Raw genomic sequence first — 23,293 nt, 5'->3', positions numbered from 1 at the left:
CGTATGCGTCGTGCCGCCGTTGCCATCGCCGCCGGTGCGATGGCCGTCTCGCTCGCCGCCTGTGGCAGCGCTGAGGAAGCGGGCGGCGACACCGACGCCACCGGCTCCGCCGCCGCCAAGGGCGACAACATCAAGATCGGCCTGCTCCTTCCGGAGAACAAGACCGCGCGTTACGAGAAGTTCGACCGGCCGCTGATCGAGAAGAAGATCAAGGAGCTGACGAACAACAAGGCGACGGTCGAGTACAACAACGCCCGCCAGGACGCCAACCTGCAGGCGCAGCAGGTCGACACGATGATCACCAACAAGGTGGACGTGCTGATCCTGGACGCCGTGGACGCCAAGGCGATCAAGAACTCCGTGCAGAAGGCCGTGGACGCCGGCATCAAGGTCGTCGCCTACGACCGCCTGGCCGAGGGCCCGATCAGCGCCTACACCTCGTTCGACAACGAGGAGGTCGGCCGGACCCAGGGTGAGGCCCTGCTGAAGGCCCTGGGCGCCAAGGCCAAGGACAGCCAGATCGTCATGATGAACGGCTCGGTCACCGACCCGAACGCCGCCCAGTTCAAGAAGGGCGCGCACTCCGTCCTCGACGGCAAGGTGAAGATCGGCCGCGAGTTCGACACCAAGGAGTGGTCGCCGGACAACGCCAACGCCAACATGGAGGCGGCGATCACGGCGCTCGGCAAGGACAAGATCGCCGGTGTGTACTCCGCCAACGACGGCATGGCGGGCGGCATCATCACCGCCCTGAAGGCCGCCGGCATCGCCGACATCCCGGTCACCGGCCAGGACGCCGAGCTCGCCGCCGTGCAGCGCATCATCACCGACCAGCAGTACATGAGCGTCTACAAGTCCTACCCGCAGGAGGCCGAGGTCGCCGCCGAGATGGCGGTCGCCCTGGCCAAGGGTGAGGACCTGGGCTCCATCGCCAAGGACAAGGTCTCCAGCGGCAGCGCCACGGACATCCCGTCGGTCCTGGTCCCGGTGGTCTCCCTGACCAAGGACAACATCAACGACACCGTGATCAAGGACGGCATCTACACCGCCGACGAGATCTGCGCCGGCAACTACAAGTCGGCCTGCGACAAGCTCGGCATCGGCGGCTGAAACGGTCTCGGTCCCCTTCCAAGTACGGGAACCCGTCACTGAGTTCCCGTACGGGACGGCCGTACCTCAAGGCTCCTCCGGCGCCCCGCGTCACACACAGCCCCGCAAGCTCGACCCGGGGCGCCGGACGGAAAATCCCCCCAGTCTTTCTGCACAACCTCCCGCCGGGTCAGGCGGCGAAGGAGATGGTTCACGTGTCCGCTACGCCCGTGCTGGCGTTGCGCGGGGTCTCCAAGCGGTTCGGTGCCGTTCAGGCGCTCACCGACGTAGAGCTTGAGGTCCACGCCGGTGAGGTGGTCGCCCTGGTCGGCGACAACGGCGCCGGAAAATCCACGCTGGTCAAGACGATCGCCGGCGTGCACCCCATCGATGAGGGCGTCATCGAATGGGAAGGCAAGGCCGTTTCGATCAGCAGGCCGCACGACGCCCAGGCCCTGGGCATCGCGACCGTCTACCAGGACCTCGCGCTGTGCGACAACATCGACGTCGTCGGCAACCTGTTCCTCGGCCGTGAGCTGAGGAAGTGGGGTGTCCTCGACGAGGTCGAGATGGAGCGCCGCTCGCGCGAGCTGCTGCAGACGCTGTCGATCCGCATCCCCAGCGTGCGCATCCCGATCGCCTCGCTCTCCGGCGGTCAGCGCCAGACCGTGGCCATCGCGCGCTCGATGCTGGGCGAGCCCAAGCTCGTCATCCTCGACGAGCCGACCGCCGCCCTCGGTGTCGAGCAGACCGCCCAGGTCCTCGACCTGGTCGAGCGGCTGCGCGAGCGCGACCACGCGGTCATTCTGATCAGCCACAACATGGCCGACGTCAAGGCCGTCGCCGACAAGGTGGCGGTGCTGCGCCTCGGCCGCAACAACGGTGTCTTCGAGGTCAAGACGACCTCGCAGGAGGAGATCATCTCCGCCATCACCGGCGCCACCGAAAACGCCGTGACCCGCCGTGCGGCGCGCACGAACGGGGAGGTTTCCCAGTGAGCATCGACAAGACCTCCACGCCCGCGGCGGACGAACACGCCGTCGAGAACCCCGAGGCGGCCTCCGCCGCGGTGACCGCCGTCGACCCCCGGCTGCTCGTGCGCGAGCAGGGACTCGCGGGCTACCTCGGTGAGTTCAAGCGCAAGCTGAAGGCGGGTGAGCTGGGCTCCATCCCGGTCGTCATCGGCCTGATCGTCATCTGCGTCGTCTTCCAGAGCCTGAACTCCGCGTTCCTTTCCGCGCAGAACATCAGTGACATCACCGTCACGATGGTCGGTACGGGCATGATCTCGGTCGGCATCGTCTTCGTGCTGCTGCTCGGCGAGATCGACCTGTCCGTCGGCTCCGTCAGCGGCGCGTCCAGCGCCATCGCGGCCGTGCTCGCGGTGAACCAGGGCTGGCCCGAGTGGGTGGCGGTACTCTTCGCCGTCGGCGCGGGCGCCCTCATCGGCGCGGCGCACGGCTTCTTCTTCGCCGTCCTCGGCGCCCCGGCGTTCGCCGTCACGCTGGCCGGTCTGCTCTTCTGGCTGGGCTTCATGCTCCAGACGCTGGGCGAGAACGGCACGATCAACCTCGACAGCGACGGCCTCATCGGCCGGCTGACGACGTACTTCTTCACGGACATCGCCGCCGCGTACGGCCTGGCGGCCGTGGTGACCGCGATCTTCTTCATCACCTCGTTCCTCGGCAACCGGCGCCGCGAGGCGGCGGGCATCCCGTCGCGGCCGCTGAGCGACACGCTGCTGCGCACGGGGCTGCTCGCGGTGATCTCCTTCGCCGCGGCGTTCATGTACAACCAGTACAAGGGTCTGCCGCTGGCGACCGTGATCTTCCTGGTGTTCCTGGTGGGTACGGACTTCCTGCTGCGCCGGACCTCGTACGGCCGTAAGGTCTTCGCGCTCGGTGGCAGCGTCGAGGCGTCGCGGCGTGCGGGTATCAACGTCACGGCGGTACGGATCTCCGTGTTCGCGATCTCCGGTGGGTTCGCGGCGATCGGTGGTCTGTTCCTGGCGTCGAAGATCGCGTCCGCGAACCAGAGTGCGGGTACCGGTGACCTGCTGATGAACGCGATCGCGGCGGCGGTGATCGGTGGTACGTCGCTGTTCGGTGGGCGGGGGCGTACGTGGAACGCGCTGCTCGGTGTGCTGGTGATCGTTTCCATCCAGTACGGGCTGCAGCTGGAGTCCATCGCTGAGCCGGTGAAGTACATGATCACCGCGGGTGTGTTGCTCACCACGGTGGTGATCGACTCGATCACCCGCAAGACCCAGAAGACCGCGGGTCGCGCATAGGGGTTGCGCCGTAGGGGGCGCGGTGGTCTGCCGGGTGCCGGTCGCATGTGGCTGGTCGCGCCCACACGGCGGAGCCGCAAACTGATACAGCCCCGCGCCCCTTTCGGGCGTTGCTGTGCCCGGTGCCTCGTCGGTGCCGGGCACAGTCGTGTCGTACGTCGGCGGAACATTAGACTCGTCGAGCCCGTAACAGCTCGAACAGCTCTACTGCAAGGAGGCACGGGTGCCGCTGCTGACCCGCATCAGGGGACCGCGCGATCTGGACCGGCTCAGCCTGGAAGAGCTGGACCAGCTGGCGGAGGAGATCCGGACCTTCCTCGTCGAGGCCGTCTCCAAGACCGGCGGCCACCTCGGCCCCAACCTCGGCGTGGTGGAGCTGACCATCGCCCTGCACCGGGTGTTCGACTCGCCCAAGGACAAGGTGCTGTGGGACACCGGGCACCAGGCGTACGTCCACAAGCTGCTCACGGGCCGGCAGGACTTCTCGCGGCTGAAGATGAAGGGCGGCCTGTCCGGCTACCCCTCGCAGGCCGAGTCCGAGCACGACGTCATCGAGAACAGCCACGCCTCCACGGTCCTCGGCTGGGCCGACGGCCTGGCGAAAGCCAACCAGCTGCGCAAACGCGACGACCACGTGGTCGCCGTGATCGGTGACGGCGCGCTCACCGGCGGCATGGCCTGGGAGGCGCTGAACAACATCGCCGACGCCAAGGACCGCCCCCTCGTCATCGTCGTCAACGACAACGAGCGGTCGTACGCGCCGACCATCGGCGGTCTCGCCAACCACCTCGCGACGCTGCGGACGACCGACGGCTACGAGCGGTTCCTCGCCCGCACCAAGGAGGTCCTGGAGCGCACCCCGGTCGTCGGCCGGCCGCTCTACGACACCCTGCACGGCGCCAAGAAGGGGCTGAAGGACTTCATCGCGCCGCAGGGCATGTTCGAGGACCTCGGCCTGAAGTACGTCGGCCCGATCGACGGCCACGACATCGAGGCGCTGGAGTCCGCGCTGGCCCGCGCCAAGCGGTTCGGCGGCCCGGTGATCGTGCACTGCCTCACCGAGAAGGGCCGCGGCTACCAGCCCGCCCTCCAGGACGAGGCCGACCGCTTCCACGCCGTCGGCAAGATCCACCCCGACACGGGCCTGCCGATCGCCTCCTCCGGCGCCGACTGGACCTCCGTCTTCGGCGACGAGATGGTCAAGCTCGGCAAGGAGCGCGAGGACATCGTCGCCATCACGGCCGCGATGCTCCAGCCGGTCGGCCTGGACCGGTTCGCGAAGATCTTCCCGGAGCGGGTGTACGACGTCGGCATCGCCGAGCAGCACGGCGCCGTCTCCGCGGCGGGCCTGGCCACCGGCGGACTGCACCCCGTCTTCGCCGTGTACGCCACCTTCCTCAACCGCGCCTTCGACCAGGTCCTGATGGACGTCGCCCTGCACAAGTGCGGCGTGACCTTCGTACTGGACCGGGCCGGCATCACCGGCACCGACGGCGCCTCCCACAACGGCATGTGGGACATGTCGATCCTCCAGGTCGTCCCCGGCCTCCGGCTCGCCGCCCCGCGTGACGCCGAACAGGTGCGCGCCCAGCTGCGCGAGGCCGTCGACGTCGACGACGCCCCGACCGTGGTGCGCTTCTCCAAGGGCGCCGTCGGCCCCGCCGTACCCGCCGTCGGCCGCATCGGCGGCATGGACGTGCTGCGCGAGCCCGGCACCACCACCCCGGACGTGCTGCTCGTCTCGGTGGGCGCCCTCGCGCCGATGTGCCTGGAGATCGCCTCCCTCCTCGACAAGCAGGGCATCTCCACCACCGTCGTCGACCCGCGCTGGGTCAAGCCCGTCGACGAGGCCATGGCCCCGCTCGCCGAACGGCACCGCGTGGTCGTCACCGTCGAGGACAACTCCCGCGTCGGCGGCGTCGGATCGACCATCGCCCAGGCCCTGCGGGACGCGGGCGTCGACGTACCGCTGCGCGACTTCGGCATCCCCCCGCGCTTCCTCGACCACGCCTCCCGCGCCGAGGTCATGGCGGAGATCGGGCTGACCGCCCCGGACATCGCCCGCCAGGTCACCGGCCTGGTCTCCCGGCTCGACGGGCGCTACGAGCGGACCGCCGCCGACGAGATCGAGGCCGCGCGCGACTGACCCCCACGGCACCGAAAGCCTCTGAATGGGCCGGTTCCACCACTGCCAAGAGTGGTGGAACCGGCCCATTCGCGTGAGGCGGCTCGCGTCGGGGCATACGCATAACGCCCCCTCTCGATCATGTCGAGGACGACAAGCGTGGGAGGTACGCCGTGAGCAGCACCCTTTTCCGGACGAAGAAGGTCGAGCAGTCCATCCTCGATACCGAGGAGCCAGAGCACGCGCTCAAGAAATCACTGTCCGCCCTGGACCTGACGGTCTTCGGCGTCGGTGTGATCATCGGCACCGGCATCTTCGTCCTCACCGGCGCGGTCGCCAGGAACAACGCCGGACCGGCCGTCGCGCTGGCCTTCGTCGCGGCCGGCGTCGTCTGCGCGCTCGCCGCGCTCTGCTACGCCGAGTTCGCCTCCACCGTCCCGGTGGCCGGCTCCGCGTACACCTTCTCGTACGCCTCCCTGGGCGAACTGCCCGCCTGGATCATCGGCTGGGACCTGGTCCTGGAGTTCGCGCTGGGCACGGCGGTGGTCGCCGTCGGCTGGTCCGGGTACATTGCCTCGCTGATGGACAACGCGGGCTGGCAACTGCCCGAGGCGCTCGGCACCCGGGAGGGCGCCGACGGTTTCGGCTTCGACATCCTCGCCGCCGCCCTGGTGCTGGTGCTCACCGCCATCCTCGTGGTCGGCATGAAGCTCTCCGCGCGGGTCACCTCCGTCGTCGTTGCCATCAAGGTGACCGTCGTCCTCGTCGTGATCATCGCGGGCGCCTTCTTCATCACCGGCAGCAACTACGACCCGTTCATCCCCGAGCCGGTGCCCGTGGAGGCCGGGCAGAACCTGGACGCGCCGCTCATCCAGCTGATGTTCGGCTGGGCGCCCTCCAACTTCGGCGTGATGGGCATCTTCACCGCCGCCTCCGTGGTGTTCTTCGCCTTCATCGGCTTCGACATCGTCGCCACCGCCGCCGAGGAGACGAAGAACCCGCAGCGCGACATGCCCCGCGGCATCCTCGGCTCCCTGTTCATCTGCACCGTCCTGTACGTGGCGGTGTCGATCGTCGTCACCGGTATGCAGCACTACAGCGAGCTGTCCGTGGACGCCCCGCTCGCCGACGCCTTCAAGGCCACCGGGCACCCCTGGTACGCGGGCTTCATCAGCTTCGGCGCGGCGGTGGGCCTGACCACCGTCTGCATGATCCTTCTCCTCGGCCAGACCCGCGTCTTCTTCGCGATGAGCCGTGACGGACTGCTGCCCCGCTTCTTCTCCCGCGTCCACCCGCGGTTCAGGACCCCGCACCGGCCGACCATCCTGCTCGGCGTGCTCATCGCGGTCCTCGCGGGCTTCACGCCCCTTCAGGAACTGGCCGCGCTGGTGAACATCGGCACCCTGTTCGCCTTCGTCGTCGTCGCGGTCAGCGTGATCATCCTCCGCAGGACCCGCCCCGACCTGCACCGCGCCTTCCGCACCCCCTGGGTGCCCGTGCTCCCGATCGTGTCCGTGCTGGCCTCGCTGTGGCTGATGCTGAACCTGCCCGCCGAGACCTGGGTCCGGTTCGCCATCTGGATGGCGGCCGGTTTCGTCGTCTACTTCGTGTACGGCCGCACCCACAGCCGCCTCGCCCGCCACGAGGAGACCACGGTCGAGGACGTCATGAAACCCGAACGCGGCAACGAAGGGTGAGCATCCCGTTCTGAACACCCGGCCTCGTATGTCCTGCTTCAGTGGGACATACGAGGCCGGATAGCGTACGGCCCATGCGCGCCGAGCCCCTCGCACCGCCACGCTCCGTAGCCGCACCGCGGGTGGCGCACCGCTACTGGACCCGGCTGCTGCCCCTGCTGGCCGCGCTGGCCTGCCTCACCCGCGCGCCCTCCTTCGTACGGCCGCTGTGGAACCCCGACGAGGGCTATCTCGCCGTACAGGCGCGGATGCTGGCACACGGCGGAGAGCTGTACGAGACGGTCGTGGACCGCAAGCCGCCGCTGGTGCCGTGGCTGTACGAGGCGGCGTTCGCGCTGGCCGGGTCCGAGTCCCTCGCCCCGGTCCGGGCGCTGGCGGTGCTCGCACAGCTGCTCACGGCCGTCCTGCTGGCCTCGCTCGCGCGGCGCCGGTGGGGCGACGGCGCGGGCCGTACCGCCGGGGTGCTGTACCTGCTGGTCTCCGTCGGGCTCAACCCCGAGGACGCGCAGGCCGCCGGATTCGAGGTGTTCATACTGCCGTGCACGGCCGCCGCGATGTGGTGCGCGGACCGGCGCCGCTGGGGCGCGGCGGGCGCGGCCGTCGCCGGGGCCTTCCTCGCCAAGCAGACCGGGGCGGCCGTACTCCTGCCGGTGATCTGGCTGTACGTCCGTACCGGCGGCGGTGCGCGGGGTGGGCTGCTGTGGCTCGCGGCCGGGGTCGTCCTGCCGGTGCTGTGCGCGGCCCTGGTCACCGATCCGGCGGGCTTCGTGTTCTGGACGGTGACCGGATCGCGGGCGTACGCCGCCTCCTTCACCGGCTCCGAACTGCACGTCCTGGCCCGGGGGCTGGCCAACACCGCGATCCTGGGCGTCGGGTGCGCGGGGCTGCTGCCGCTGGTGGTACGGGCGCTGCGCACGGCCCGCACCGGGGCGGGGGAGCTGTGGCTGTGGCTGGCCGCGTCGGCCGGGGCGGTGCTGGCCGGGTTCCACTTCTTCGGCCACTACTACCTGCAACTCCTGCCGCCGCTCGCCCTGTTGGCGACCGCCGCCCTGCAAGTCCTGCCCCGCGACCGCCTGGTGACCGCCGTTGTCACCTCCGCCTGCTGCTGCGGCCTCTTCCTCGCCTGGGGCCTGCTCGCCCCACGCCCCGAACTCGCCCACGCCCAGCGCCTCGCGGAGGCCACCGCACGCCGCACCGATCCCGGCGACCGTGTGCTCGTCTGGGGCATGCACCCGGAGACGTACTGGCTCGCCGACCGCACCCCCGCCAGCCGCTACCTCACCGCCGGTCTCCTCACCAACTACAGCGGCGGCCGCGACGGCCCCCAGGTCGGCGAGAAGTACGGCGTCGAGGGCGCCTGGCCGACGTTCCGCGCGGAACTCACCGCGCATGCCCCGGCCCTGATCGTGGACGACTCCCGCGGCAAGCCGTACGCACCGCGGCGGGTGCCGAGCCTCAGGAAGGTGCTGGTGGCCGGGTACGAGGAGGTGGGGGAGGTGGACGGGGCGGTGTTGTACAGCCGGGTGGGTTCCGGGCGGAGACCCTAGCGATGCACCGTCCGTGGTCCCGCCACCTCCGCGCCCAGTTCCGTCACCCGGCGCCTGAGTTCACGGTCGGCCGTGACGACCAGGCAGGGGCGGTCGCCGGCCTCGGTGACCAGCTCGACCATGCGGTCGTCGCCACTGCCGGATGCCGCGTCGACCCGTACGCCCGGCACGGACTCCACCCTGCGGGCCGCGCCCTCCACCACGAGGACGATGTCCACCGGCCCCGCGTGGCCGGGCAGGCCGTCCGCCGCCAGCCGGTCGCGCAGGCGTTCGGCCGCGCCGTGCCGGTCGCGCCACCAGCCGTCGGGTACCGAGCCGACCACGTTGGCGGCGTCCACGATGACCAGGAGCGGGGCAGTCATGACACCCAGGGTCGCACGGGCCGCCGAGGGGAACCCGGGGGATGCCCGATTAAAGTAGGAGCGTGTCAATGGTCCCTGCGGTGAACGGCGACTGGCTGATACGAGGCCGGGACGGACGGCTCAGTGCCTACGCCCCCGGCGGCGAGGCCGTCCATTGCCGGGCCGAGCGCCATCCGGGCGGCGCGTGGCTGCCGTCCCGCAGGATGGGCGGCGAACAGCGGCTGTTGCCCGGCCTCGCGGTCGGCCAGGGAGCCGACGGTTACGCACACCTCGTCGCCTGGCGGCCCACCCCGGGCGGTGAGGCGGGCCTGGTGCACTCCACGCACTTCCGCCCGCACCTCGCCCCGCTGGACTGGCTTCCGATCGGCCACCCCAACAAGAAGGGCGAGCGGACCGGGATGCCCGCCGTGGCCGTGGACGCCGAGGGGCGCGCCTACGTCTTCGTACGCAACCGCGGCAAGGGCGTGCAGACCGTCAACCAGAAGGAGCGCGGCGGCTGGAACGGCTGGCACGACCTGAAGGGCTCCCGGGTGGACGAGGAACTCGTCGCCGTCACAGGCGAGTCGGGCCGGGTCGAGGTGTACGCCACCAACCCCGACGGCATCCTGCGCTGGTACCAGCAGGAGCCGGGCGCGCGCCCGGTCGCCGCCGACCCGCTGCCGGTGCGGGTGGCGCCGGGTTCGCTGAGCGCGCTGCCCACCTCCAAGGAGTACACGACGCTGTACTTCACGGACCCCGAGGGCACGCTGTACGCCTGGCGTCCCGACGGTGATCCGATCGCGCTGATCGCCGCGGCCGGGCCGGGGCCGGTGGCGGTCCTGCGCTGTGTGCTGGAGGGCCACGACTGCACCCTGCTCGCCCAGCGTTCGTCCTCCGGGCGGGTGGCCTTCGCGGCGTACCCCACCGAGCAGGAGTCGGCGGGTCTGTGGTGGACCGAGTCCGGGCCCCCGTTGCCGGTGGGCTCGCGGGTCGCCCTGGCGGAGGATGTTGAGGGCCGCGTCGTCGCCGCGACGGCCACACCGGACGGCGACCTGCGCCTGGCCCGGCAGAAGGAGGAACCGGGGCTGGCGCTGGCGGCCTGGCAGGAGGTCCGGGGGGCCTGACGTGCGAGGGCTGGATGTCCGGCGGCCTGACGTGCCAGGACTGGATGTCCGGGGCCTGACGTCCGGCGGATGGGCATGAGGGGGATGCGCCTGAGGGCCGTACACGCCGCCGCCATGCGCTGTTCACTGAACGCTCATCCTATGATGGGCCAGCTCGGCCTTCCGTACACAGGTTCGGGATGGGCAGGTCAGCCGCGCCGAGAGTCAGGGAAAGGGCAGGTCACGTCATGCGGACCGGATCCGGGCGCGGCGCCGTCCGAGGGACAACGAAAGCGGTCGTCGGCACCGAGGAGGCCGGCGCCTCACGCCACGCGGCCCAGTACAACCCGTCCGGCCGGTGGCTGGTCCTCGGCAAGGACGGCCGGCTGACCGCCTACGCCCGCACCGACGCGGGGCTGCTGCGCTGGACCGAGCTGCGGCCGGGCGGCCCGGCCTGGACCGGCCCCGACTTCTTCCCGATACCCGGCCTCACCCACCTGTCGGTGGCTCAGGGCGCCGACACCTACGTGCACTTCCTCGGGCGGCGCGAGGTCCGCAAGGGCGACGGGCCGCCCGTAGTCGACGTCGTGCACGCCATCCAGTACCAGACCGGCAGGCCCGTCACCGAGTGGCGGTCGCTGGGCAACCCGCACCAGGACCGGGAGAAGGCGGCCCGCTTCGGCGTCCCCGCGGCCGCGGTCAGCGCCTCGGGCCGGGTGTACGTCTTCGCGCGCAACGCCGGAGGCGGCGTGATGCTGCGCCGGGAGGCGCCCACCGGGAAGTGGGAGGCGTGGCGCGACCTCAAGGGCAGCCGGGTGCGGGACGGGCTCGCCGTCGTCGCCCATGCCTCCGGCCGCATCGAGCTGCTGGCCGGCGGTGAGCACGACGCCATGTGGTGGCGCCAGCCCGAGGCCGACGGCGACTTCGGGCGGGAGCCGAACATCCCGCTGCGGGTGGCGCCCGGCACGGCGTCGGTGCTGGAGACGGGCCCGGACCGGGCGACGTACTTCTGGGCCGACCCGCAGGGCGGCGGGCTCCTCGCCCACCGGCCCGGCGGCTGGGCGATCCCTCTCGGCGGCGCTCCGGCCGGGGACCCGGTGACGGCGCTGCGCGCGGTGCTCGACGGCTACGACTGCACCGTACTGGCCCACCGCGACCTCGACGGGCACGTCATGCTCGCCGCGTACGGCACGGAGAACGAGCAGGCCGGCGTGTGGTGGTCCCCGACGGGCGAACACTGCGCCGGCGCCCCGGCGCTGGCGCTGGACGGCCACGGCCGGGTGGTCCTGGCGATGCTGGGCCACGACGGCGCCCTGCACGTGGCCCGCCAGACCGGCGAACCGGGCCTGTCGCTGGCTCCCTCGGTGCGCGTCTGAGGAGGAGCCGGGACGCTGTCCGTATCACGCCCTGGCACCCGGGCCCAATCACCCCCCGGCGGCCGGCGACTTCTTCGCCGACTCCGGGATCTCCCCGTCCGTGCGCACCGCCTCCCACAGCTGGTCCGCCTGCGGCTGGGCCGCCACCACCCGGTTCGGGTCCTGGGCGTCGTACTGCACGGGCAGCATGATCGTCTCCATGGTCGACGGGTCGACCCCGTTCATGCTGCGGCCGAACTCGGCGAGCTTGGTGAGGGAGGCCAGGCCGGAGTCGGTGGTGAGGGACTCGGTGAGGGTGTCGGCGATGCGGTAGGTCTTGGTGGGGCTGCCCAGCAGGTCCTGCTTCTTGATCTCGGAGAGCAGCGCGACCAGGAACTGCTGCTGGAGCCCGATCCGCCCGAGGTCGCTGCCGTCCCCGACGCCGTGCCGGGTGCGGACGAACTGCAGGGCCTGCGTGCCGTCCAGCCGGTGCGTGCCTGCGCTCAGGTCGAGGCCGCTGGCGGTGTCGTGGATGTCCTCCTCGACGGTGACCGGCACGCCGCCGATCGCGTCCACGAGCCCCTTGAAGCCCGCGAAGTCGATCTCCACGAAGTGGTCCATGCGGACGCCGGACATCTGCTCGACGGTCTTGACCACACACGCCGGACCGGCCTGCGCGTACACGGAGTTGAACATCACGCGTTGCGCCGACGGCAGCGCGGAGCCGTCCCGCCCGGTGCACTCGGGCCGGGTCACGAGGGTGTCGCGGGGGATGCTGATGGCGACGGCCTCGCGCCGGCCCTCGGGTATGTGCAGCACCAGCGCGGTGTCGGAGCGGGCGCCGGAGACGTTGCCGCCGCCGAGGCCGGCATTGGCGCCGGAGCGCGAGTCGGAGCCCAGGACCAGCAGGTTCTGTCCCGCGGTGGGCAGCTTCTCGGGCCGGTCGTCGCCGAGCGCGCGGTCGAGGTCGACGCCCTTGATGTTGCCGTCGAGGTCGCGGTAGAGCCAGTAGCCGGTGCCGCCCGCGGCGAGCAGGACGACGACCAGGCCCAGCAGGACCCAGCGCCACACCCGGCGGCGTCTCCTGGGCGGCCGTGCGGCGCGGCGGCCCGACGGTGCGCGCCTCGATCCGCGGGAGCCCGTCGTGGTCGGGGCGTGGGTCATGCCTGGAGTCCTCTCTCACTGAGCGGCTCGAACTATAGACCGATTGCCGGGAGGCTATGGGCCGATCGGTGGCGGTGCGGGCCGACGCCTCTGCCACTCAATGGATGTCTGACGTTCAACTGCCGCTCATGGTTGTGTGTGTTGTGCGTCATGACTGATTGCAGTTGACAGCTATCAACCGGCCTGGTGATGATGTGCGCGGCCTGTGAAGGTTGAATTTTTGGCGTGAATTGCACATCGGTCGGATGGCCGGCGGATGGCGTGGTCGCGGATTTCGAGCCGGGGGGCACGAGGGCGAGCGACCGCCTGTGCTCACCTCGGCCGCGGCCGAGGTGAGGAAAAGGGAGGGTGGCTGTGCTGCTGCGTGCGTCGGCCCGGCAAGGGGCGGCTGCGTGACGACCGTTTCCGATCACGCCGTCCAGCAGGTTCCCGGCGCGGCCGGCGGCGTGCCGTCGCCGCGCGGCGCGCGCCCGCGCCCGGCCGAGTCCGCCCCCACCACGCTCACCGCGGAGCACGGCGACGTCTACGTCGAGCCGGGGCTCACCCCGCTGGGCGCCCGTGAGGCCAACCGCTCCGCGCTCACCGCACTCCTCGACTCCGCCGGCATCGGCCACTTCGCGGTGCGCGGCACCTCAGACCACGGCACGGTCGTCGCCGTCGCCGAGGAGGACCGGGAGCGGGTTCTGGCCGCGGTGTTCCGGGGGCTGGGCCAGTACCCGGGCCACCTCAGCGTGATCGACCCGGACGCGCCCCGGCCCGCCCCGCCGGTCTCCACCCGCGACCCCAGGGCCTGGCGCGAGGTGTCCGCCGCGCGCGTGCTGCAGATCAGCTGGTACCGCACCGACCCGGGCCGGCACCTCCTGCTCGGTCACCAGTACGGCTGCGCCATCGAGTTCTGGCAGCGGCACGGCACCCACCTGGTCGCGCCCCGCGCCAACCGCGCCACCTGGGCGGTCGCCGCCGACGGCGGCAACGTCCTGGGCGCCGCCCGGCTGTTCAGCCGGTTCGTCTCGGACTGGACCCCGGGCCGGCTGGCGCCCGCGCTGGCCACCCGCCCCGAGTTCCTGGTGCACTGCGCCGACGACATCGCCTTCCCCGTCGACGCCGTCTACACCTGGGTCGACGGCGACGACCCGGCCTGGCAGCGGCGCAAGGCCCAGGCCAAGGGCGAGGTCTACCACGCCGAGTCGGCCAGCGACGCCCGCTTCATCAGCCGGGACGAACTGCGCTACTCGGTGCGCTCGCTGCACCTGTTCGCGCCCTGGATCCGCAACATCTACATCGTCACCGACGACCAGGTCCCGGCCTGGCTGGTCGAGGGCCTGCCCGGGCTGCGCATTGCCACGCACCGCGAGATCTTCCGCAACCCGGACGACCTGCCGACGTTCAACTCGCACTCGATCGAGAGCCAGCTGCACCACATCGACGGCCTCGCCGAGCACTTCCTGTACTTCAACGACGACATGTTCATCGGCCGCCCGGTGACCCCGAACGCCTTCTTCACCCCCACCGGCACGGCCCGTTACTTCCCCTCTCGCAACCGCATCCCGCAGGGCCCGGTCATGGAGACCGACAGCCCGGTCGACGCGGCCTGCAAGAACAACCGCGCGCTCCTGGAGGAACGTTTCGGCCGGGTGATCACCCAGCCCATGGAGCACATCCCCTACGCCCTGCGTCGCTCGGCGATGGAGGAGGCCGAGCGGGACTTCCCCGAGGCCTGGGCGCGCACCTCGGCCAGCCGGTTCCGGGCGATGACCGACCTGTCGCCCACCTCGTCGTTCGCGCTCTACTACGCGGCGCTCACCGGCCGGGCCCAGCCGGGCTCGATGCCCTTCACCTACCTCCAGCTCGCCGTGCCCGACCTCGCTGACCGGCTGCAACGCCTCCTCGACGGGCGGGACCAGGACTCCTTCTGCCTCAACGACGCCTTCTCCACCCCGGAGGACATCGAGGCACAGCAGGAACTGCTGGACGGTTTCCTCAACGCCTATTTCCCGACGCCGAGCCCGTACGAGCGGTGAGAACCAGGCCCGCCAGGGGCCGACCGCCTTTCCACTGTGATGACAGCCCAGCCCCCGCGAGGGGACACCCTCGCCACCCCCCACACCCTTCCGTCCCGACGCCCCACGAAACGGAGTTCATGACGTGCCGGACCCGACGTCCATGAACTCCGCGGTGCACGTCTACCAGCGCCTCGTCCCACAGCCCGTCCGCTCCGCCGCCGCGACCACCGTCCCCGCGGGCGTACGCCGCAAGGTCAAGCGGCAGCTCGCCCGGACCCTCAGCCGCCGCGAGGCCCGGCTGCACCGCAGGGCGCTGCGGCAGGTGCGACGGGCGGAGCTCGGCCGGTCCGAACGGCGGGCCACCGCACCCGACGGCCGTATCGGGCATGTGCACACCGGGCTCACCGTCGACCTGGCCCGCCGCCTCGACCACGACCTCGTCACGCACGCGCTGGACGCCGCCGAGATCCCCTGGTTCGCCGTGCCCGCGCTGGACGACCGGCGGATCTGCCTCGCCGTGGACGTCAAGGACAAGGGGCCCGTCCGCCGCGTGCTGCGCGCGCTGATGGAGGAACACACCGGGTACGTCGTCACCGTCTCGCCCGCCCTGGGCGACACCCGGGAGATCCCGGGCAGCCACGTCAAGGCGTGGAAGAACTACGGCAGGGCCCGGGTGATCCGGCTGACCTGGCTGCGCACCGACCCCACCGAGAACCTCTGGACCGGTGAGGACCAGGGCATCGAGATCGAGTTCTGGACCACCAACACCGCCCTGCCCACCGAACGCCTCATCGGCCCACGCCCCAACCGGGTGCAGCGGGCGGTGCCCAGCGACGCGCTCGGCATCGAGATCGGCCTCGACCGGCTGTCCGGCTACTGCGACATCGACGGCGACCAGGAGCCGACGATCACGCTGGAGAGCTTCGACGTGGTCCGCCTGGAGGAGATCACCTTCCCCGTGGACGCCGTCCTGTTCTTCCAGCACCCCACACCGTGGGGCGAGTGGCTGCTGCGCGCCGCGCTGCGCTCCGTGCACCAGTACGCGCCCTGGGTGGACGTCGTGCACGTGGTCGCCGAGGCCGAGCCGCCGGCCTGGCTGGACGCCGGCGACCGGCTCAGCGTCGTACGCGCCCGGCCGGGTGCCGAGTGGCACCTGCACCAGCTGCCCGACGTCGCGGACCACTTCCTGCTGCTGCGCCCGGGCGCCCTGCTCGGGCGGCCGGTGCGGCCCTTCGACTACTTCACCCCGACCGGATCGACCCGCCCGAGGCGCGGCCCCTGGACCGCGCAGGAGTCCTTCGCGCCGTGGACCCGTGCCGCGTACTCCGCCACCGGCCGGGTCACCGCCCACGGCTACGCGCACGGACCCCAGCCGCACCGCGCCGAGACCCTCGCCCGGCTCGCCGGCACCGGTATCGCGCCCCCGCAGCTGCCGGTTGCCCAGCAGCTGCCCGCCGTACCCGGCACCCACCCGCTGGACGGCGTCCTCCACCACTTCGCGTACGTCTCCGGGGTCGCCGACCCCTCCGGTGAGGCGTCCGTCGCCCTGCACGCGGCGCTGCCCGGCCTCGGCAACCACCTGGAGCGGCTGCTGGTCCGGCGCGACACGCAGCAGATGCAGTTCACCGGCCTGGGCACCGAAGAGGCGCGTGCCCGGGGCGGAGTCAAGGCCGTGCAGCGTTTTCTGGAGCGTTACTACCCCGTGCCCAGCGTCTTCGAGCGCGACCACAGCGACCGCCCCGACGTCTCCGGTGAGGCGGGCCGGTAGTCGTGAGCATGGGCAACCCCGAGGCGTCCGCCGCGGTCGGGGCGTATCGCACCCTGGTCCCCACGGGCCTCAGACGCCGGATCGCGCGCCGCGTCCCGCTGCGGCTGCGGCAGGTGCTGAAGCAGCTGCTGCGCGGCCTGCACAGCCTCACCTTCGGGTCCCGGCTGCTGCGCTCGGTGCGGGCCCGCCGCCGCTGGCCGCACCTGTTCGGTCCGGGCGAACGGCTCGCCGCGCTCGCCGGTCCGGGCGCGCGCATCGCTCTGGTACGGCCCACCGTCTCGCCGCTGGGACTGCGCGAGGCCAACCTCGAACTCGTCGTCACCGCGCTGGAGGAGGCCGGCGTCGACTACTTCGCGATCCGCGGCACCTCCGACTTCCGCTCCTGCCTCGCCGTCGCCGAGGCCGACCGCGACCGTGCCCGGCAGGCGCTGGAGCGCTGCGCCGGACACAGCCCCGTCTACCTCGTGGCCTGCCGCGGCGAGAGCGCCCAGGGCCGGCCCGTGCTGGCCGGCTCCGCACGCGGCCGCCGGCTCGCCCGGGAGGCCGCCGTGGTGCGGGTCGGCATGGTGTGGAGCGACCCGGCAGGCACCCTGGTGCTGGGCCTGGAGCACGGCTGCGACATCGAGTTCTGGCGGCCCAGCGAGGGCCGCCTGGTGGCACCGCGCCCCAACCGGGTCACCGAGGACGTCGCCCTGGACGAGCCCCGCATCACCGTCCCGGTCAGCCGTCTCACCAGCTTCGCCGCCCTGCACACCCGCCGCACCCGCGCGGTGCGCACCATCCGGCCCTGCGCCGAACCCCTCCCCGAAGACGTCCGCTTCCCCGTCGACGTCGTCTACACCTGGGTCGACGGCAGCGACCCCGAGTGGCAGCGGCGGCGCGGCGCCTACCGCGACGGCGGCTACCACACCGAGTCCGCCAACGCGGCCCGCTACATCAGCCGCGACGAACTGCGCTACTCGCTGCGCGCGCTGGAGCAGAACGCGTCCTGGGTGCGCCATGTCTACCTGGTGACGGACCGGCAGCGTCCGGCCTGGCTCAACGACGCCCACCCGCGCCTCACGGTCGTCGACCACTCCGAGATCTTCGACGACCCCCAGGCGCTGCCCACCTTCAACTCGCACGCCATCGAGAGCCGCCTGCACCACATCAAGGGCCTGGCCGAGCACTTCCTCTACTTCAACGACGACATGTTCCTGGGCTGCCCGGTCACCCCGCAGGACTTCTTCCTGTCCAACGGCATGACCCGCACCTTCTTCTCCCCGTCCCAGGTGCCGCGCTGGGACCTCACGCCGGTCGACCGCCCGGTCGACGCGGCCGGCAAGAACAACCGGCGCCTGCTGCTGGAGCGGTTCGGCAGCGCCATCGTGCAGAAGCTGCGGCACGCCCCCTACGCGCTGCGCCGCAGCGTGCTGCACGAGATCGAACGGGAGTACGCCGAGGCGCACCGGCGGACGTCGTACAGCCGCTTCCGCAGCGCCACCGACATCTCCATCCCGTCGTCGCTGTACCACTACTACGCCTACTTCACGGGCCGGGCGGTGCCGTCGAACATCTCGTTCGCCTATCTCGACCTGGTCCGGCCGGAGATCCGGCGGCGGCTCGGCATCCTGCTGGCCCGCCGCGACCGGCAGGCGTTCTGCATCAACGACACTCTCTCCGACGGCCGGGACGTGGACCGCCAGACGGCGATGCTGCGCGACTTCCTCCAGGCCTACTACCCCGTGCCCAGTCCCTTCGAGCGGAAGGAGCGTGAGGTCCGGTGAAGATCTCCTTCCTGATCAACAACGTCTACGGCATCGGGGGCACCAACCGCACGGTGATCAACCTGGCCGAGGCGCTCTCCGTGCAGCACGAGGTGGAGATCGTGTCGGTGTTCCGGCGCGCCCACACCACCAAGTTCGAGATCTCCCCGCGCGTCACCGTGCGCGCCCTGGTCGACCTGCGCCCCGGTTCCGCCGACCGCGGCGCCGCCGGCAGCGACGAGCCCAGCGAAGTGGTGCCGCGCCAGGAGGAGTTCTACGCCCAGTACAGCCGCTTCACCGACGGCCGGATCATCCGCGAGCTGCAGAAGACGTCCGCCGACGTCGTGGTCGGCACCCGGCCCAGCCTCAACCTGTTCGTCGCCGCCCACACCCGGGACGGCGCCCTGCGCGTCGCCCAGGAGCACATGACGCACCTGGCCATCCCGCCGGCGGTGCGCGCGGAGATGGCCCGCGTCTACCCGCGGCTGGACGCGATCACCACCGTCACCGAGGCCGACGCCCGCTCCTTCATGGAGAACACCCCGATCCCCGGCATCCCCGTCGTCGGCATCCCCAACAGCGTCCCGCAGCCGTCCGTCACCCCCTCCGACTGCACCCGCAAGGTCGTGGTCAGCGCCGGCCGGATGCACCACATCAAGCGGTACGACCTGCTGATCCGCGCCTTCGGGCAACTCGCGGACGAGTTTCCCGACTGGCAGCTGCGCATCTACGGCGATGGCGGCGAGGCCGCCAAACTCCGCGCCCTGGTCACCGAACTGGGCCTGACCGGACGGGCGTTGCTGATGGGCGGCTTCTCACCCATCGAGTCCGAGTGGGCCAAGGGCTCCATCGCGGCCGTCACCTCCAGCGCCGAGTCCTTCGGCATGACCCTCGTCGAGGCGATGCGCTGCGGACTGCCCGTCGTCTCCACCGACTGCCCGGTCGGCCCCCGCGAGATCCTCACCGACGGCGAGGACGGCTTCCTCGTGCCCAACGGCGAGGTCGACGGCATCGCCTGGGGCCTGCGCCGCCTGATGGCCGACGACGCTCTGCGCCGCACCATGGGCGCCGCAGCCCTGCGCAACGCCGCCCGTTACGACCCGGCGGCCGTCGCCGACGAGTACCTGGACCTCTTCGAGGACGCCGCCCGCCGCCGCGCCGCCGCCCACCGCGGCTACCGCGCCCCCGCCGCACCCCGCAAGGGCGGCACCGCCCCGCTCACCGTGCCCCCCGTCTCCGTGGGCGCGGCCACCGTCGACGTCACCGCCGACGACGGAGGCTGGCTCCGCTTCAGCGCCGACGCACCCGGCGAGGGCCGCAAGCGCCGCCAGTTCGTCCTGCGGCACAAGCCCTCCGACGGCGACCCCCGCCCCGACCTGCCGCTGCGCACCCAGCGCAAGGACCTCGACAACGGCGGCACCCGCTACACCGCCGTCCTCACCCCGTCCGCCCTCGACGACCTCGGCGACGGACGCTGGCAGGTGGCCCTGCAGACCGGCAAGGCGTCCCCCGTCCATCTGAAGGCCGGCATCCGAGACACCCGCGCCCTCATCGACGCCCGCGCCCGCCTCGTCGCCCGCCCGCCGTCCGGGCCCGTCGGCTGGAACCTCCCCTACGCCCAGCCCAACGGCCGTCTGATGCTGCGCACCGTGCTGCGCGAGGAGCACGCCGAGTGCACCGGCGTGGAGGTCGCCGACGGCCGCATCACGCTGCGCGGAGTGCTGTGCGGGGGGCGGCGGATCGAGCCGGGCGCGCTGTTCGTCGTCAGCCGCCGCGGCCGCCGCGCCCGGAACGTCACCGTGCCCGTCGAGGTCCTCGGCCGTCAGGCGTTCCGCGCCGAGGCACCCGTGCGGCAGGTCGTCGACCACCGGCTGGAACGATGGGAGGACTGGGACTGGTGGCTCCAGCCCGACCCGTCCGACCGCCGCAAGGTGCGCATCTGCCATCTGCTGGAGGACTTCCCCGACGTCAAGAGCGCCTACGCCTATCCGTCGCTGCCGCTCGCCGGTGACGAGCCCTCCGAGTACGCCGTGATCCACCCGGCCCGTCCGGTGTGGGTGCGGCCGTACTGCTCGGCCTCCGGGGCGATGGCGATGAACGTGGTGGACCGTTGACCGATCCGGCCCGGGAGGCCCGATGACCCGTTCCGTCCTGCATGTCATCGCTCACCAGGACGACGACCTGTACTTCATGAACCCGGACCTGGTGCGCTCCCTCCAGGACGGCGACCGGGTCACCACGGTGGTGCTCACCGCGGGGGAGGGCGACGGGATCAACGCCGACACCGACGACCCCCAACGCGCGGCACTGCGGCCGGACTTCGTCCGCTACAGCACCGAGCGCGGCTGCGGACTGCGCTCCGCGTACGCCCGGATGGCGACCGGCGACCGCGACCACCCCTGGCGGCGGGAAGCCGTCGAGCTCGTGCCCGGCTTCGCCGCCGAACGGTGCACACTCGACGGTCACGACCACGTGCGCCTGTACTTCCTCCAGCTGCACATGGGCGCGCCCACCGAGCGGGGCGTGCGCACCCGGCTGCACGAGCTGTGGGACGGCGCCCTGCGCACCCAGGCCACGCTGCCGGTGCGCGGCGGCACCGTCGGCGAGGTCCAGCACATCACGCGCGAGCAGCTGATCGGCGCGCTGACCGCGCTGCTCGCCGACGTCCGCCCCAGCACGGTGCGTGCGATGGACCCCGACCCCGAACACGACGGCGGCAAGGAGGAGTACGTCTGCTCCGACCACGTCGACCACACCACCACCACCCAGTTCACGCTGGCCGCCCTGGCCCGGCACCGAGAGGCCGGGAACTACCCGGTGGTCGAGCACTACCGCGCCTACGCCAACCGCTTCTGGGGCTACAACCTCGACTCGGCCGCCGCGGCGGAGAAGGCCGAGTACCTCGCGACGTACGCCGGACTCGACGCGCCCGAGCGGTGCGCGCACGGCACCTGCGAGACCTGCGGCGACCGTCAGCTGGGCGGCAACCCGTACCGCAGCACGCACATGATGAGCACCGCCTACCGGTACTCGCCCACGACGACCTGGCTGCGCCTGGGCCCCGGCGGCCGGCTCAACGCGTTCGGCGTGCTGGCCGGCCGGCTGGCGTTCTGGACCGAGACCGGCCCGGCGAGCGGCGAGTGGAAGGGCCCCTTCGTGCTCGGCGAGGGCTGGCTGTGCCCGGCCCTGGCCGTGACCGGACTGCCCGGCGGGCCCGCCGAGCTGGTGGGCCTGCGCCGGCAGAACGTGGTCGGCAGCGGAGTGACCGTCGACGTCGTCCACACCGTGCAGGACGCCGACGGAGGCGGTTTCAGCGGCTGGCAGACCCTGGAGAACCCGGACTGGGCGCACGGCGACGGACGCCGCCAGCGTGAGGCCGGCGTACCGACGGCGGCCGTCGACCCGGCCGGGCGACTGCATGTCTTCGTCCGTGACTTCGCGCAGGGCATCAGCCTGCGCCGCCGGGACGCCACCGGCGCCTGGGGGCCCTGGGAGAACCTCGGCGGCAGCTTCGTGCAGGACGCCGGCAGCGCCCTCGTCACCGAGCGCGGCACCGTGGAGCTGTACGCACCGGGCAAGAGCTCCGTGTGGCGCTGGCACCAGACGGAGCCCGGCGGCGCGTTCCTGCTCGACGACACGCTGAAGACGGGCCGCCCGGCCACCGGCGGGGTCACCGCGGTCGACTCGGGCGATGGCCGCACCTGCCTGTACTTCCGCGAGGCCGGCACGCAGCAGGTCATGGCCTACCGCCAGCATCCCGACGGCAGCTGGCCCGGCTCCGGCGCGGGCCTCGGCGGCCACGGCGGCACCGGTCCCGTCGCGGCCCTGTGGGCCCCCGAACGCGGCGCCCGCGAGGCCTTTCTGGCCCACCGCGGCAGCCGGGGCCGCCTGGTCGTCTCGCTGCCCGACCGCGACAAGAACGTCTCCGGCACCCACTGGCACGAGTCCGGCGACATGCTCACCCACGCCCCGGCGATGGCGTACGACGCGGCGGGCGCCGTGACGGTCGCGGTCATCGGCACGGACGGACGGCTGCGGGTGCGCCGTCAGCTGTCGCCGGCGGTGGGCAGTCCGCTCGGGCCGTGGCGATGAGGGGTGGCCTGCGGGCGTCCGGTGAGCGATGATCACCCGCGTACGTCCGGGATCGGACGTACATTCGATACGCACAGGGGAGGACGCATGCCACTGGCACGCAGACTGTTCTTGGGGGGCTTCACGGCGGGGGCGGTGACCGTCGCCGTCAACGGTACGGAAGCGGTCGCGATCGGCGAGTACACGGACTACACGGCGCCGGCCAACTTCCTCAGCACTTCGACGACGGCCCACACCGTCACCATCAACCAGAAGGCGACGTCGGGGGAGGCGGTGGCACTTAATGTGACCTCGGCCAACCCGGACACCTCCGCCATGTACCTCAGCGGCAAGGAGACCGGCCGGGGCACGCTGAAGATCTCCCACAACGGGTACGCCGACGGCTCCGACGCGAACGCCTCCGCCCTGTCGATCGACCTCAAGGTCAGCGGCACCGCCGCCCAGGGCATCTACCTGACCGCGACCGACGGCCCGACCAAGGGCGCCCTGCTGGTCCTGCGCAACAACGCCGGCCTGGACGACTTCGTGGTCAAGGGCAGCGGCCGCACCGGCATCGGCATCGCCCGCGGCGCCACGCCCCAGTCCCAGCTCCACGTCGTCCAGTCGGCCGGCGCCCCCTCCGCTCTCCTCGCCGAGGGCGCGGTACGGCTCGCGGACGTCGCCTCGGCACCGACCAACGCGCCCGCCGCGGCCGGCGGCGGCTCCCTCTACGCCCAGAACGGCGCCCTGTACTGGAAGGGCGGCAACGGCACCGTCACCCAGGTCGCACCGGCGTAAAGGGCGTTGAGATGCACCTGACCCCCGAGCAACTGGTCTCCGAGTTCCACGACGCCGTCATGGAGCTGTACTTCGCCCGCAAGCGCATCGCCGCCCTGGAGGCGGAGAACGCCGAACTGCGCGCCAGGCTCGAAGCCGCCGCGGCACAGAGCGACGCATGAAAGACAGAGGGCCTCCGCCGTGGCGGAGGCCCTCTG

General features: G+C 71.8%; 17 protein-coding genes. 15 read left to right on the top strand and 2 right to left on the bottom strand.

The window, feature by feature from the left end:
- The first annotated feature begins 3 nt into the window (after positions 1 to 3).
- The 6 genes from HJD23_RS08935 (at position 4) to HJD23_RS08910 (ending at position 8,748) form a co-directional block, all read left to right on the top strand.
- Entirely contained in the window at positions 4 to 1,110 is a 1,107-nt protein-coding gene (locus tag HJD23_RS08935) for a substrate-binding domain-containing protein (RefSeq protein ID WP_171118973.1), read from the top strand.
- A 185-nt stretch (positions 1,111 to 1,295) separates the two neighbouring features.
- Positions 1,296 to 2,087 carry an ATP-binding cassette domain-containing protein gene (locus HJD23_RS08930; protein WP_171116139.1) on the top strand — a complete coding sequence of 264 codons (792 nt, stop codon included), beginning with the start codon at positions 1,296 to 1,298 and terminating at the stop codon, positions 2,085 to 2,087.
- Positions 2,084 to 3,379 (top strand): sugar ABC transporter permease, encoded by a 1,296-nt coding sequence (locus tag HJD23_RS08925; protein ID WP_171116137.1) that lies wholly within the window; start codon positions 2,084 to 2,086, stop codon positions 3,377 to 3,379. Before HJD23_RS08930 ends, HJD23_RS08925 begins: the two co-directional genes overlap by 4 nt.
- 223 nt (positions 3,380 to 3,602) lie before the next feature.
- The gene (dxs, locus tag HJD23_RS08920) at positions 3,603 to 5,525 is read left to right on the top strand and encodes a 1-deoxy-D-xylulose-5-phosphate synthase (RefSeq protein ID WP_171116135.1); all 1,923 of its coding nucleotides are present in this window, start codon (positions 3,603 to 3,605) and stop codon (positions 5,523 to 5,525) included.
- A gap of 152 nt (positions 5,526 to 5,677) precedes the next feature.
- Entirely contained in the window at positions 5,678 to 7,201 is a 1,524-nt protein-coding gene (locus HJD23_RS08915; RefSeq protein ID WP_171116133.1) for an amino acid permease, read from the top strand.
- Between the two features lie 74 nt (positions 7,202 to 7,275).
- On the top strand, positions 7,276 to 8,748 hold the full coding sequence (locus tag HJD23_RS08910) for a glycosyltransferase family 39 protein (protein ID WP_171116131.1): 1,473 nt from the start codon (positions 7,276 to 7,278) through the stop codon (positions 8,746 to 8,748).
- On the opposite strand, the gene HJD23_RS08905 is transcribed toward HJD23_RS08910, so the two are convergent.
- Positions 8,745 to 9,110 carry an NTP pyrophosphohydrolase gene (locus HJD23_RS08905; RefSeq protein WP_171116129.1) on the bottom strand — a complete coding sequence of 122 codons (366 nt, stop codon included), beginning with the start codon at positions 9,108 to 9,110 and terminating at the stop codon, positions 8,745 to 8,747. The two genes, HJD23_RS08910 and HJD23_RS08905, sit on opposite strands and share 4 nt — an antisense overlap.
- A gap of 68 nt (positions 9,111 to 9,178) precedes the next feature.
- Between HJD23_RS08905 and HJD23_RS08900 the strand changes: the two genes are divergently transcribed.
- Both HJD23_RS08900 and HJD23_RS08895 read left to right on the top strand, forming a co-directional pair.
- On the top strand, positions 9,179 to 10,213 hold the full coding sequence (locus tag HJD23_RS08900; RefSeq protein ID WP_197973174.1) for a hypothetical protein: 1,035 nt from the start codon (positions 9,179 to 9,181) through the stop codon (positions 10,211 to 10,213).
- 227 nt (positions 10,214 to 10,440) lie between these two features.
- Positions 10,441 to 11,568, top strand: a complete 1,128-nt coding sequence (locus HJD23_RS08895) for a hypothetical protein (protein WP_171116127.1) — start codon at positions 10,441 to 10,443, stop codon at positions 11,566 to 11,568.
- A gap of 48 nt (positions 11,569 to 11,616) precedes the next feature.
- On the opposite strand, the gene HJD23_RS08890 is transcribed toward HJD23_RS08895, so the two are convergent.
- Positions 11,617 to 12,711, bottom strand: coding sequence for an LCP family protein (locus HJD23_RS08890; protein WP_171116125.1), 1,095 nt, complete (start codon positions 12,709 to 12,711; stop codon positions 11,617 to 11,619).
- A gap of 392 nt (positions 12,712 to 13,103) precedes the next feature.
- On the opposite strand from HJD23_RS08890, the gene HJD23_RS08885 reads away from it, so the two are divergent.
- The 7 genes from HJD23_RS08885 (at position 13,104) to HJD23_RS08855 (ending at position 23,257) form a co-directional block, all read left to right on the top strand.
- On the top strand, positions 13,104 to 14,732 hold the full coding sequence (locus HJD23_RS08885; protein ID WP_171116123.1) for a stealth family protein: 1,629 nt from the start codon (positions 13,104 to 13,106) through the stop codon (positions 14,730 to 14,732).
- A gap of 124 nt (positions 14,733 to 14,856) precedes the next feature.
- A complete protein-coding gene (locus HJD23_RS08880; protein ID WP_171116120.1) occupies positions 14,857 to 16,482 on the top strand; it encodes a sugar phosphotransferase in 1,626 nt (541 codons plus the stop codon).
- A 2-nt stretch (positions 16,483 to 16,484) separates the two neighbouring features.
- Positions 16,485 to 18,248 carry a stealth family protein gene (locus tag HJD23_RS08875; protein ID WP_171116119.1) on the top strand — a complete coding sequence of 588 codons (1,764 nt, stop codon included), beginning with the start codon at positions 16,485 to 16,487 and terminating at the stop codon, positions 18,246 to 18,248.
- Positions 18,245 to 20,341, top strand: a complete 2,097-nt coding sequence (locus HJD23_RS08870) for a glycosyltransferase family 4 protein (RefSeq protein WP_171116117.1) — start codon at positions 18,245 to 18,247, stop codon at positions 20,339 to 20,341. The genes HJD23_RS08875 and HJD23_RS08870 overlap by 4 nt, the downstream gene beginning before the upstream one ends.
- Positions 20,342 to 20,363: 22 nt before the next feature.
- A complete protein-coding gene (locus HJD23_RS08865) occupies positions 20,364 to 22,319 on the top strand; it encodes a PIG-L family deacetylase (protein WP_171116115.1) in 1,956 nt (651 codons plus the stop codon).
- Between the two features lie 87 nt (positions 22,320 to 22,406).
- Positions 22,407 to 23,096, top strand: coding sequence for a hyaluronoglucosaminidase (locus HJD23_RS08860; RefSeq protein WP_171116113.1), 690 nt, complete (start codon positions 22,407 to 22,409; stop codon positions 23,094 to 23,096).
- A gap of 11 nt (positions 23,097 to 23,107) precedes the next feature.
- Complete coding sequence (locus tag HJD23_RS08855; protein WP_171116111.1) at positions 23,108 to 23,257, top strand: hypothetical protein; 150 nt, start codon at positions 23,108 to 23,110, stop codon at positions 23,255 to 23,257.
- Positions 23,258 to 23,293: the final 36 nt, after the last annotated feature.

The sequence above is a fragment of the Streptomyces sp. Z423-1 genome (assembly GCF_013009255.1).
GTDB lineage: Bacteria > Actinomycetota > Actinomycetes > Streptomycetales > Streptomycetaceae > Streptomyces > Streptomyces gossypiisoli.
The sequence above is the reverse complement of the archived record's forward strand: the minus strand, read 5'-3'. Positions and strand labels throughout refer to the sequence as shown.